At 67.0% G+C, this 11,960-nt stretch carries 11 protein-coding genes and 1 pseudogene; 7 read left to right on the plus strand and 5 right to left on the minus strand.

Features of this window, described 5'->3' with window-relative positions:
• From B3587_RS09395 to B3587_RS09410, 4 genes and pseudogenes are all read right to left on the minus strand, one after another.
• Window positions 1-710, minus strand: a pseudogene (locus tag B3587_RS09395) (hypothetical protein); the annotation flags it as partial.
• An 18-nt stretch (window positions 711-728) separates the two neighbouring features.
• Window positions 729-1,400 carry an HAD hydrolase-like protein gene (locus tag B3587_RS09400; protein WP_228179234.1) on the minus strand — a complete coding sequence of 224 codons (672 nt, stop codon included), beginning with the start codon at window positions 1,398-1,400 and terminating at the stop codon, window positions 729-731.
• A 52-nt stretch (window positions 1,401-1,452) separates the two neighbouring features.
• Window positions 1,453-2,148, minus strand: a complete 696-nt coding sequence (gene nucS / locus B3587_RS09405; protein ID WP_228179235.1) for an endonuclease NucS — start codon at window positions 2,146-2,148, stop codon at window positions 1,453-1,455.
• Window positions 2,149-2,167: 19 nt separating this feature from the next.
• On the minus strand, window positions 2,168-3,442 hold the full coding sequence (locus B3587_RS09410) for an MFS transporter (protein WP_228179236.1): 1,275 nt from the start codon (window positions 3,440-3,442) through the stop codon (window positions 2,168-2,170).
• Between the two features lie 79 nt (window positions 3,443-3,521).
• Here B3587_RS09410 and B3587_RS09415 point away from each other — a divergent pair, with 79 nt between their 5' ends.
• The 7 genes from B3587_RS09415 to mnhG all read left to right on the plus strand — a co-directional run bounded on the left by B3587_RS09415 (window position 3,522) and on the right by mnhG (window position 10,894).
• Window positions 3,522-4,604: a LacI family DNA-binding transcriptional regulator gene (locus B3587_RS09415; protein ID WP_292728104.1), complete on the plus strand. Its 1,083-nt coding sequence runs from the start codon at window positions 3,522-3,524 to the stop codon at window positions 4,602-4,604.
• 109 nt (window positions 4,605-4,713) lie between these two features.
• Window positions 4,714-7,632, plus strand: coding sequence for a Na+/H+ antiporter subunit A (locus B3587_RS09420; RefSeq protein WP_292728106.1), 2,919 nt, complete (start codon window positions 4,714-4,716; stop codon window positions 7,630-7,632).
• Window positions 7,629-8,096, plus strand: coding sequence for a Na(+)/H(+) antiporter subunit C (locus B3587_RS09425; RefSeq protein WP_228179239.1), 468 nt, complete (start codon window positions 7,629-7,631; stop codon window positions 8,094-8,096). Before B3587_RS09420 ends, B3587_RS09425 begins: the two co-directional genes overlap by 4 nt.
• Entirely contained in the window at window positions 8,093-9,667 is a 1,575-nt protein-coding gene (locus tag B3587_RS09430) for a Na+/H+ antiporter subunit D (protein WP_228179240.1), read from the plus strand. The genes B3587_RS09425 and B3587_RS09430 overlap by 4 nt, the downstream gene beginning before the upstream one ends.
• Window positions 9,664-10,239, plus strand: coding sequence for a Na+/H+ antiporter subunit E (locus B3587_RS09435; protein WP_292728109.1), 576 nt, complete (start codon window positions 9,664-9,666; stop codon window positions 10,237-10,239). Before B3587_RS09430 ends, B3587_RS09435 begins: the two co-directional genes overlap by 4 nt.
• Entirely contained in the window at window positions 10,236-10,511 is a 276-nt protein-coding gene (locus B3587_RS09440; RefSeq protein WP_228179242.1) for a monovalent cation/H+ antiporter complex subunit F, read from the plus strand. The genes B3587_RS09435 and B3587_RS09440 overlap by 4 nt, the downstream gene beginning before the upstream one ends.
• Window positions 10,508-10,894 (plus strand): monovalent cation/H(+) antiporter subunit G, encoded by a 387-nt coding sequence (mnhG, locus tag B3587_RS09445; protein ID WP_292728112.1) that lies wholly within the window; start codon window positions 10,508-10,510, stop codon window positions 10,892-10,894. Before B3587_RS09440 ends, mnhG begins: the two co-directional genes overlap by 4 nt.
• A 3-nt stretch (window positions 10,895-10,897) precedes the next feature.
• On the opposite strand, the gene B3587_RS09450 is transcribed toward mnhG, so the two are convergent.
• The coding region (locus B3587_RS09450) for a penicillin acylase family protein (RefSeq protein ID WP_292728114.1) at window positions 10,898-11,960 on the minus strand (1,063 nt) is incomplete at its 5' end.

Raw genomic sequence — 11,960 nt, forward strand, 5'->3', positions numbered from 1 at the left:
AGGGTCTCGATCGCTGCCAGCGCGAGAACCGCTATCAGGGCGACGAATCGCTGCTCTTGAACGCTCACGCGTCGGACCCGGAGCGGGCGCGCCACGACCAGAACGAGCAGGATCGCGAACGTGTGCTCGATGTCCGCGAGCGAACCCCAATACAGCAGGGCCACCGCGCCGCCGCCGAGCAGTACGAGCCACGCGCGGGAGCGCCACGGCGACGGCAGCAGGCTGGCGGCAGCCGCCAGGCAGGCCATCGTGCCGCCGGAGGGGCCGACATCCAGGGCGAGGGCCTCGCGCTGCGCCCAGGGCCAGGGTGTGAAGGCCAGGAGCCAGAGGGCCAGGGCGCTGGCGAAGATCGCGAACAGCTGTCCCACCGTGTAGTACGCGAGGGCTACTCGGGTTCCGCGCCGCCACTCGAGGTACCCCATGCCGACGAAGCTCGCGATCGTGATGAGGTAGACCCACGGATGCACGACGAAGAACGTTCCCGTGACCGGTGTCCACCACCGGCCCTCCAGGAACGCCGGCAGCCCGTAGGCGACCTCCGCGAAGAGCGGGTTGTGCTTGAACGATTGCCACAGGCCCTGCCAGATGACGCCCACCGCGAGCAGTGCGAGGACGAAAACGATCGTGGCCGGCATCCGTGACACGACGGTTCGAATCCCGACACCGAGTGTCGATCGCGCGCGGGTTTCGGTCGCTGCGGTGTCGGTCATCGTTGCCCTCCTGCGCACCTATTCTGTCGGTGTCAGCAGCAACTCGCGCAGCGACGCGACGTCGTCGACCGTTGCCTGTGCACCCTCGGACTCGTGGGGCCAACTGAAACCCCACCGCACGAAGATCACCGGCACGTCATTGACGGCGCCCCCCTCGACATCGTGGTGACGATCCCCGATGAGCACGGGCCGCGACGTGTCGACGCCCACCGCGCGCAGCCGCCGCAGCGCTTCAGCGACGATGTCGGCCTTCGCGCTGAGTGTCCGCTCATCGGGAGTGGCGCCGGTGATCGCACGCAGGTGCGGCGACAGCGCGAAATGCTCCATCAGGGCGACGACTTGGTTCTCGGGCTTGGAGCTGGCGGTCGCCTGCGGGATTCCGGCGCGATCGAGATCGGCGATGAGCTCGCCGATGCCGTCGAACAACCGCGCACCTGTCGTATAGCCGTCGGCCTTGCTGAGGGCCCGGTAATAGGCGACGGCATCCGTCGACTGCTCCGGGGTCATGCCGAGGTTCACCTGGAACGACTCGAACATCGGCGGACCGATCCAGTGGACGAGCTCGGCCCGGGTCGGTGCGGGATAGCCGAAGTGCTCGAGGGTTGTGGTCAGTCGACGAAGGATGCCGTCGGAGGCGTCGACGACGGTGCCGTCGACGTCCCACAGCACGCAGGTCCAGGGAGATCGCATGACTCCACGCTAGGGGAACCGCGGCACCGTGACCGCGGCTAGCGGGTGAGGGCTAGAACAGGCGCGGCGCGCCGGACTCGATTCCCTTCATGCCCTCGTAGTCGAGGGTGACGCAGCGGATGCCACGGTCTGTGGCCAGCACGCGCGCCTGCGGCTTGATCTCCTGGGCCGCGAACACTCCCGTCACCGGTGCCAGGTGCGGATCCCGCCCGAGCAGCTCAAGGTAGCGCGTGAGCTGCTCAACCCCGTCGATGTCGCCTCGACGTTTCACCTCGACGGCGATCGTGCCGCCGTCGGGGTTGCGCAGCAACAGGTCGACAGGGCCGATGGCGGTCGGGTACTCGCGACGAACGAGGCTGAGCCCGTCGCCGATGACGTCGACCTGCTCGGCAAGGAGTCGTTGGAGGTCAGCCTCGACGCCGTCTTTCACCAGGCCCGGGTCGATGCCGAGCTCGTGCGAGGAGTCGTGGACAACCTCGTAGATTCGCACGAGGAGTGCATCGCCGGTCTTCGCGTGGGTCACGCGCCACTGCTCGATGACGCCGACGTCGGCGGCTTCGGCATCCGGCTCTTCCACCACCAGCGAACAGGGCGGGCTCATCCAGTTGAGGGGTTTGTACGAGCCGCCGTCCGAGTGCACGAGCAGCGATCCGTCGCCCTTGTGAACCAGCAGCCTGGTCGCGAGCGCGAGATGCGCGTTCAGTCGGCCGGTGTAATCGACGGTGCAGCGGGCGATGACAAGACGCACCCGTCGAGCCTAACGGCCCTCACTCCGCGCGAGTATCGGCGGGTTCCGAGGGGCGCTCACCGCCGGCAGGCGCCGGAGCGGGCACCGCGAGCGGCCGGGCAGCACCCGATGCGAGCCCGGAGGCGATTGCGAGGGCGACCAGGATGTAGAGCGTGTTGAGCACGCCGATATGGAAGCTGATGAACCCCAGGATCGGTGGGCCGCACAAAAACGCGACGTAGCCGATCGTGGCGGCTGCGCTCACGCGTGCTGCGGCTTTCGCGGGGTCGTCAGCGGCGGCCGACATCCCGAGCGGGAAGCCCAGGGAGGTGCCCGCGCCCCAGAGCGCAGCCCCGACGAAGATCAGTGGGACGTTCGGCGCGAGGATGAACAGCAGCAAGCCGGATGCCGCGAGCAGGGAAAGCACGCGCAGGGTGGCGACGCGGCCGAACCTGTCGACCAGGGGCCCACCGAAGACCCGGACCACCGTCATGCTGACCGAGAACACGGCAAGCCCGATCGCCCCGAGCGCTTCGCTGGCGTCGTGGCCGTCCACGACCCCCAGGGCGAGCCAGTCGTTGGCCCCGCCCTCGGCGAAGGCCATCCCGAGCATGATGATCCCGAGTGTGTAGGTGCGGGGCTCCTTCCATGCCGACAGGGCGACGCTCAGCCGTTCGCGCATGCGCGGCTTCTGCGTCGGCGTCGGGTCGGCATCCGGGTCCATCGCGATCTCCCGGGCGGGCACGTTGGCGCTGGCCCACAGGCCGGTCAGGGCGAGGAGACCGGCGATCAGCGCGGTGTGCGTCAGCACGTTCGAGTTCACCGCGATCGCGAGGGCACCGAGGCCCGCGCCGGCGACGGTGCCGAAGCTGAAGAAGGCGTGGAACAGCGGAAGGATCGTCTTGCCGATCGTCTTTTCGATCGCGGCACCCTCGACGTTCATCATGACGTCGACGGAGCCGTTGCCCAGTCCGAACAACGCGAGACCCACGATCACGAGAATGTATGAATTCGCGACGTCCACACCGATTCCGACGAGCGCGACACCGACCGAGAAGGTGAGGATGGCGCCGAGCATGCTTCGGCGAGCACCGAACCGGGCGAGAACGACGGATGCCAGGGACAGGCCGATGATCGATGCCAGACCTGCGCCCAGCAGCATGAAGCCGATCTGAATATTGTCGACCCCGAGCGTCGCCTTGATCGCCGGCACCCGCGCAGCCCATGTCGCCACGCTCAGACCGCTCAGGAAGAAGATGGTGAAGACAGCCGTGCGCCATCGGGTGATCTGAGCGCGAGTGAGAGCGGTATCCACCGGACGAGTGTATCGAATCGTTTCGACGCGCACCATGTCCCGGTTCACGGCGCGTGCAAGCCAGTACCATCGAGGCACCATGAGCGAGCGCAGGGCAACGATCACTGACGTCGCGCGCGAAGCCGGGGTCTCAGCATCCACGGCGTCCGTCGTCTTCAGTGGCAACGCGCCCGCCTCCGCCGAGACCCGCCGTCGCGTGCTGGCGGCTGCCGAGGCGCTCGGGTACACCGGTCCGGATCCCCGCGCCGCGTCGCTGCGGCGGGGCAGGTCCGGCATCGTCGGCGTCGTATTCGGGGGTTCGCTGCGTGCCGCCTTTCACGACCCGGTGACGATAGCGATGATGGACGGCATCGCCGAGGGGGTGGCGCCGCTTCGTGCGGGGCTTCTGTTGCTGCCCGATGAGACGTCAGCTGCGGCTCCGGCAACCGGCACCGACAGCGGTGCGATCGAGGTGTCATCGGCGATGACCTCCGCGCCGATCGATGCTGCGGTCCTCGTCGGATTCGGACAAACCCGCCAGCCCTCGCTCGACGTTCTGCGCGCTCGACGCGTGCCCGTTGTCGTCATCGAAGGCGACGCGGGGCCCGACATCCCGCGGATCGAACTTGACAACAGCGCGGCGCAGCAGCGGGCAGCGAGCTACCTCAGGGACCTCGGCCACGAGCGGGTGACCCTGCTCACTCTCCCGATCCGTCCGTCGCGTGCCCGCGGCTGGTTCGGACCCGCCGATGCCGTCGAGGTCGACGTGACCGCGGCGCGCCTGACCGGCGCCCGTGCCGTCTATCCCGAAGCCCCGACATACGCTGCGGTGACCAGCTCGATCGATGAAGGCTTGATAGCAGGCCGCGAGATTCTTGCCGGGCCCGACCGACCGACCGCGGTGATTGCCCAGACCGACCTGCTTGCCGCGGGCGTGATCCGCGCAGCAGAAGAGTGCGGCCTGCGCGTTCCCGAGGACCTCAGCGTCACCGGCTTCGACGGGGTGGACGTCGACGGCCTGGATGCCTACGAACTGACGACCCTGGTGCAGCCGGCCGTCGAGAAGGGGCGCGCCGCCGGGACTGCAGTGGTGTCGATGCTGGCGGGGGAGGATGCGGCATCCGTCACGTTCACGTGTTCGTTCCGAACCGGTACCACCGCCGGCCCGGCTCCCCGGGCGTGATCCTATGGCCAGACGGCCACGCCCGATCACGGCCCGGATAGGATGAGAACCACACCCTGATCGCCCGATCCCGCAGCATCGACGGGACGACGACCACGAGGAGGCCTGCATGCTCCTCGTTCTCGTGGCGTTCACGATCGGGTCACTCGCCCTGCCGGTGCTCGTGCGGGCGTGGGGGCCGCGAGCGTTCTTCTTCGCCGCCGCCGTCTCGTTCGGGGCTTTCGTCTACACCGCGGCGCTCTCTCCCCGAGTGCTCGCTTCGGACATCCCGTTCGAGTCGTTCACCTGGATCGGGCCCCTCGACATCGCGTTGTCGATGCGGATGGACACCCTCTCGTGGGTGCTCGCGCTGATCGTCACCGGAGTCGGCGCCCTCGTGCTGCTGTATTGCCGGTGGTACTTCGATGGCAAACAAGACCTCGGCCAGTTCGCCGCCGTACTGCTCGCGTTCGCGGGGGCGATGTACGGACTCGTTCTCACCGACGATGTCGTCGTGCTCGTGATGTTCTGGGAGGTCACGAGCGTTCTGTCGTACCTGCTTATCGGCTACTACAACCGGCGTGCGGCAAGCAGGCGGGCGGCGCTGCAGGCGCTCCTGGTGACAACCCTCGGTGGTCTTGTCATGCTCATCGGTGTCGTCCTGATCGTGGTGCAGGCGGGAACCTCGAGCCTGTCCGAGATCCTCGCCGACCCACCCGTCAGTCCCGTCGCGACAGCCGCGCTCGTGCTGCTGCTGGTCGGAGCGCTCAGCAAGTCGGCGATCTTCCCGTTCCACTTCTGGCTTCCGGGTGCGATGGCAGCGCCCACTCCGGTCTCGGCGTACCTGCACGCAGCGGCGATGGTCAAGGCGGGCATCTACCTCGTTGCGGTGTTGGCGCCGGTGTTCGCCGAGAACCCCGCGTGGCACCCGATCGTGATCGGCCTCGGCGGCTTCACGATGCTCCTGGGCGGATGGCAAGCCCTGCGCGAGACAGACCTCAAGCGCCTCCTCGCGTACGGGACTGTCAGTCAGCTCGGTTTCCTCATGGTCGTGCTCGGGTACGGCACACAAGATGCCGCGCTGGCGGGGCTGGCGTTGCTGCTCAGTCATGCCCTCTTCAAGTCGGCCCTGTTCCTGGTCGTCGGGATCATCGATCACCAGCTTTCGACCCGCGATCTTCGTGAGATCAGCGGGCTCGGACGCCAGGCGCCGGCCCTGGCCACGGCAGCGATCGTGTCGATCGCGTCCATGGTCGGGATCATCCCCACCGTCGGCTTCGTCGCCAAGGAAGGCGCTCTTGCCGCCCTCCTGGATGAGGCGCTCGGAGGCTCGGTGTGGGGCCTCATCGCGCTGCTTGCCGTCGTCGCCGGCTCAGTCCTGACCGCGGCGTACGGCATCCGGTTCGTGTGGGGCGCCTTCTGGACCAAGCGCGACATCGTCGCCGTCTCGTGGCCGGCGCCATCGGCCGGCTTCGTTTCGGCGCCCGTCATCTTGGCTATTCTCAGCCTCGGGGGAGGCTTCGCTGCTCCCCTGCTCGATGTCGCTTTCACGCCGTACGCACAGTTGGCGCCCGCCGCGACGTCGGGCGTTCCTGCGCCGGAACATCCCGCTTACCTCGCGCTGTGGCACGGGTTCGAGCCGGCCCTATGGATTTCGCTGGGTACGATCGCGCTCGGTGCCGTGCTCTTTGTCTTCACGGCGCGGGGAGTCGGACGCCGGCGCGTTCTTCCCTTCACGGCGGTGGATGCCTATAACGGCTCGTTGCGGATGATCGAGCGACTTTCGGTGCTGACGACCACGCTCGTTCAGCGGGGATCGCTGCCGGTCTACGTCGCCACGATCTTCCTCGTGCTCGTGGCCGGCGAGGGCACCGCGTTGTTGGCCTCATCCGATTGGCAGGCCGACCTGGATGCCTTCCATACGCCTGTGCAACTGGCCGTTGCTCCGGTGATGATCGCGGCAGGAGTCATCGCCGTTCGTGCCCGCAAGCGCTACACCGGCGTCGTCCTGGTCTCGGTCACGGGCCTGGGCATGGTGGTGCTGTTTGCCACGAGCGGTGCGCCCGATCTCGCCCTCACGCAGATCCTCGTCGAGACCGTCACCCTGGTCGCCTTTGCGCTCGTGCTGCGTCGCATCCCGTCGCGTCTGGGTGCCCATAACGGTTCGGCGTTCGCTGCGGGCCGCGCGGTGTTGGCCGTGCTCGTCGGGCTGACGATGGCCGGCGTTGCCATCGTGGCGACCGGAGCCCGCGTCGATCTGCCCATCTCGCTGGCCTTCCCGAACCTTGCCTACGAGATCGGGTACGGCAAGAACGTCGTCAACGTTGCGCTGGTCGACCTGCGTGGGTGGGACACGATGGGTGAACTCTCGGTCGTCGTGCTCGCCGCCACCGGCGTCGCATCGTTGGTGTTCGTCACGAACCGCTCCGATTCCCTGCCGCAGATCACCGCGCCGATCGTCCAGCGCGCTCAGCGCGCGCTGCGTCGCCGCACGCCGCTGGCCGAGACGGATGCCGACGGCCCAACCGGCCGCAATGCCTGGCTCGTCGCGGGGCAGCGCGTGCGTCCCGAGAACCGGTCGATCCTGCTCGAAATCGTGGTGCGTATCCTCTTCCACTCGATCATCATCGTGTCGCTGTACCTCCTGTTCGCCGGGCACAACCTTCCCGGTGGTGGGTTCGCGGCGGGTCTTGTTGCCGGGATGGCGCTGGTGATGCGCTACATCGCCGGGGGCCGCTACGAACTCGGTGCTGCGGCGCCGACTGACGCGGGGCGCTTCCTCGGGATCGGCATGGGAATCGCCGTTGCCTGCGCGATCATCCCGCTCGCCTTCGGCGTCGAGCCGCTGACCCGGGCCATCTTCGAGGCCGAGGTTCCCGTGCTCGGGCACATCGAGTTCGTCACCTCGACGATCTTCGACATCGGTGTCTATCTGGTCGTGATCGGGCTGGTCTTGGATGTGCTGCGCAGTCTCGGCGCCGAGGTCGACCGTCAGGCGAATGCTGCCGTGAACTCCGTCGCTGCGCGCGAGGGGGTGAGCGGATCGTGAACGTCTCGATCGTTCTGATCGTCATCATGGCAGTGCTCTTCGCCGCCGGTGTGTACGCGATGCTCGAGCGCAGCCTCACGCGCGTGCTCATCGGGTTCCTCTTGCTCGGCAATGCAGCCAACCTCCTGCTGCTGATCGTTATGGGGCGCCCGGGGATCGCGCCCTTCTACGGCGACGGAGAACCCCAGGAGATGTCAGACCCTCTCCCCCAGGCACTGACGTTGACCGCGATCGTGATCACCTTCGCCATCTCGGCGTTCCTGCTGGCCCTGATCTACCGCTCGTGGCAGCTGGGGCAGGCCGACACCTTCGATGAAGACGAAGCGGATGTCGCGCTTCGCGAACGCGGCATGCGAGCCGACGACGAGATGGATCAGGAGATCGAACCCGAAGACGACGATGCGACGAGCGACTTCCTCGCATCCGAAGCCGCAGAAGACAGGACGAAGGGATCAGGGTCATGACCGCCCTCGTTCCGCTGCTGGTCACCCTGCCCCTGCTGGGTGCGGCCATTGCGCTCGTCGCCGGACGCCACCGCCGGGTTCAGGTGGGTGTCTCTGTCGTCACGCTCGTTCTGACGCTCGCGATCGCGACAGTGCTGCTGGTCGCCGTCGACGCGTCGAACCTCCCCTTCGCGGTGTCGGTGGGAGGCTGGCCTGTTCCGTTCGGGATCGTGCTCTACGTCGATCGCCTTGCGGCGCTGCTCGTCATGGTCTCGAGCGTCGTGCTGCTGGCCGTTCTGTTGTTCTCGATCGGGCAGGGAGCCGCCGACGGCGACGACGACACCCCGGTCTCGATCTTCCACCCGACCTACCTGATCCTCGCGGCGGGTATTTTCGTCGCCTTCACCGCGGGTGACCTGTTCAACCTGTACGTCGGGTTCGAGATTCTGCTCGTCGCGTCGTACGTGCTCATCACCCTCGGAAACAGCGAGCAACGCATCCGTGCGGGCATCACCTACATCGTCGTTTCTCTGGTTTCGTCGATCCTGTTCCTCTCGGCGATCGCGATGATCTATGGTGCGACCGGAACGGTCAACATGGTCCAGCTCGCGGACCGGATGACGCAGTTGCCGCAGGAGACGCAGTACGTGCTGCACGTCATGCTGCTGCTGGCCTTTGCGATCAAGGCCGCGGTCTTCCCGGTCTCGTTCTGGCTTCCCGACTCGTATCCGACGGCGCCCGCGCCGGTCACGGCGGTGTTCGCGGGCCTGCTGACGAAGGTCGGCGTCTACGCGATCATCCGCACCGAAACGCAGATCTTTCTCGAGAACGACCTCAATACGATCCTGCTCATCGCGGCGCTCGCGACGATGGTGATCGGCATCCTGGGTGCCGTCGCGCAGGCCGAACTCAAGCGGATCCTGTCGTTCACGCTGGTGAGCCACGTCGGCTACATGATCTTCGGGATCGCGATCGCCACGCCCGCGGCGATCGGGGCGACGATCTACTACATGGTCCACCACATCGTGGTGCAGACAACCCTCTTCCTTGCGGTGGGCCTGGTGGAGCGCCGTGCCGGCAGCACCTCGATCCTCAAGGTCAAGGGGCTCATGCGGGCAGCACCTGTCATCGCGCTGCTGTACTTCATCCCGGCTGTCAACCTCGGCGGCCTCCCCCCGTTCTCGGGCTTCATCGGCAAGTACGCGCTGTTCGACGCAGGCGCTGCGGTCGGCACGCCGCTGATGATGACACTCATCGTCGCGGGTATCGCCACGAGCCTGCTCACCCTCTACGCCCTCATGCGCGCCTGGAACCTCTCGTTCTGGCGCGAGGAGGACGACTCCACCGAGACGTCGCAGCGAACTGCCTACCTGCGAGAGGCACCCGCGGCAACGACGATCACCGAGCGCCGCGTGATTCCGCGCATCATGACGGCAGCGACCGCGGGAATGGTCGCGTTCAGTGTCGCCCTGACGGTCTTTGCGGGGCCGCTGTATGAGATCTGCGCGCGCGTCGGTGGGGCTCTGCTCGAGCCGATCACCGTCGTGCAGTTGGATGAATCGGTCGACATGAGCGGGGAGGTGCAGCAGTGACAGGTCGCCCGGCCGAGACCGTCGGCTTCTTCACCGCCCTGTGGCGTCAGCTTCCCGTTCTGCTCTGGCTGATCGCACTGTGGATGCTGCTGTGGGGACAGTTCACGCTGCTCGCCTTCCTCACCGGGCTCGTCGCTGCGGTCGCTGTGACCACCATTTTCCATCTGCCCGTGGTCGAACTGTCGAACCGACTGAACCTCTGGTACGCGCTCGTGTTCGTCGTTACCTTCCTCGCGGGACTGGTGCGCGGTTCGCTGACTGTTGCGTGGCAGGTGCTCGATCTGCGCAGACAGCCCGGCGCAGCCGTCATCGCCGTCCAGCTGCGCACCGATGACGACCTGCTGATGGCACACACCGCGATCGCCTGTTCGCTGATTCCCGGCTCGCTCGTGCTGGATGCCGACCGTGATCGCCGCATCCTGTACCTCCACGTCATCGGCGTACGTGGCCAGGAACAGATCGAGGCCCACCGTCGCGAGACGCTCACGTGGGAGGCGCGCCTGACCCGGGCATTCGGATCCCGCGAGCAGCTCGAACGGCTGAGGCGGGCGCAGGAAGCGGAGGTGTCATGACGATCTCGACGATCCTGATCATCGCGATTTACGTCGCGTTCACGGCAGCGGCGCTCATCACGCTGTGGCGCATCGTCGTCGGTCCCTCGATCCTTGACCGCGCTGTCGCATCCGATGTGCTGCTGACCGAGGTTGTCTGCATCCTCGGCGCCGACATGGTGATCGGACACCACACCCGCACCCTGCCGGTGCTCCTGATCATCGCGGCGGTCGGCATCTTCGGATCGATCGCGATCGCACGGTTCGTCGCACGAAAGGACGTGACGAAATGACGGATGCTGAGATCGCGGCCCTTCTGGACGGAGCCGCTCTCGTGCTGATCCTGATCGGCGCGCTGTTGTGTGTGACGGCGGCGATCGGACTCGTGAGGTTTCGCGATGTGCCGAGCCGTCTGCATGCCGCGACCAAGCCGCAGGTCCTGGGCGTCATCCTCGTCTGTGTCGCGATCGCCCTCGCACAGCGCAGTTGGGCAGTGGTCGCGTTCATCGTGCCGATCATCCTGATCCAGCTCGCGGCATCGCCGCTGGCCGCTCATATGGTGGGGCGCCAGGCCTACCGCAACCGCACGATGGACGTGGATGACCTCGTCGTCGACGAACTCGCCGACGCCGAGATCGAGACCTCCCGCCCCGAGACCGGCGCTGGTCCCGGTTGACGCTCAGTTCGCCGGCTCGAGAGTCAGGGTGTGCTCGGTGGCAGCGGTTACAGCATCCCGAGTGAAGGCCCACGGTATGAGTCCTGCCGCTTGCCACGTTGCTGTCTGGTCGGTGTAGTTCTCATGGAACGCGTGACCGCTCGCGCCCGTCAGGTGGTTCCAGCCTGACGCGTCGAAGTCACTCAGGTCGACGACCATGCGCATCGAGGGCACCGTCGTCGTCGCGAAACCCTCACCGAGCGGCCATCCGGTCGCGTTGACCACCGAAGAGCCGCCGCCCACCGGGAACGGACCGCGGTTGAACAGGGCCTCGATGGGCGCGATACCCGAGGTGCCGAAGGTCTCGTGGGTGAGCGTGATCGCGTGCAGGGTGCCCCACCGCCACTGGAGTGGGTTTGATCCCTGCGCCGTCGTGAGGATCTCGGTCGCGCTGCGGGCGCTGGCCTCCAGCATGTCCCGCTGTCCCGACACGCCGATCTCGGTGTTCGTCCACCAGGGCGAACCCGGGTCTGCCAGCAGGTTCTGCACCACGAGGAACTGTCGCGACTGGCTTGTCAGTGGAACCGGCGTCGATCGACCGCGCGTGAACAGGTTCTGCGCGAGTTCGTCCCACACCACGTTCGCGAAGGCGGCTGCCGACGAGTCGGCGTCGTTCTGCGCGTCCCACTGCCGCAGCAGATCGAGTGCGGCATCGGTAGCCTCGTCGCCGGTCCGAAGGTTTTCGAACACGGTGATGAGGGTCTTGCCGATCTCGGACTGGTTGTCGGCCTGGATGCCGCGCATCACCTCGGCGGTGACGGGCCCTTCGGCGATGGCGCGCTGCAACAGTTCGTCGATGCGGGCCGCGCGCCAGCCGTAGTCCCAGTCGCGCGTGAGGAAGTATGGGTAGTTCTGGTCGACGATCGCGTTGTTCGCGGTGACGATGTACCCCTCGTCGGGGTTGTAGGCCACCGGCAGATCCGCGAACGGGACGTAGCCCTGCCAGTCATAGGCCGAGTCCCATCCGGGCTGGGGCAGGGACCCGTCGCCAGCGCCGCGGATCGGCAGCTGCCCCGGCGTCTGGGAG

The sequence above is a fragment of the Microbacterium sp. UBA837 genome (assembly GCF_002296025.1).
In the GTDB taxonomy this organism is placed as follows: domain Bacteria; phylum Actinomycetota; class Actinomycetes; order Actinomycetales; family Microbacteriaceae; genus Microbacterium.

Coding starts and splice junctions, on each gene's coding strand:
- B3587_RS09430 (WP_228179240.1), top strand. CDS start 8,093: ATGACCGCCCTCGTTCCGCTGCTGGTCACCCTGCCCCTGCTGGGTGCG.
- B3587_RS09420 (WP_292728106.1), top strand. CDS start 4,714: ATGCTCCTCGTTCTCGTGGCGTTCACGATCGGGTCACTCGCCCTGCCG.
- B3587_RS09400 (WP_228179234.1), bottom strand. CDS start 1,400: ATGCGATCTCCCTGGACCTGCGTGCTGTGGGACGTCGACGGCACCGTC.
- mnhG (WP_292728112.1), top strand. CDS start 10,508: ATGACGGATGCTGAGATCGCGGCCCTTCTGGACGGAGCCGCTCTCGTG.
- B3587_RS09415 (WP_292728104.1), top strand. CDS start 3,522: ATGAGCGAGCGCAGGGCAACGATCACTGACGTCGCGCGCGAAGCCGGG.
- B3587_RS09440 (WP_228179242.1), top strand. CDS start 10,236: ATGACGATCTCGACGATCCTGATCATCGCGATTTACGTCGCGTTCACG.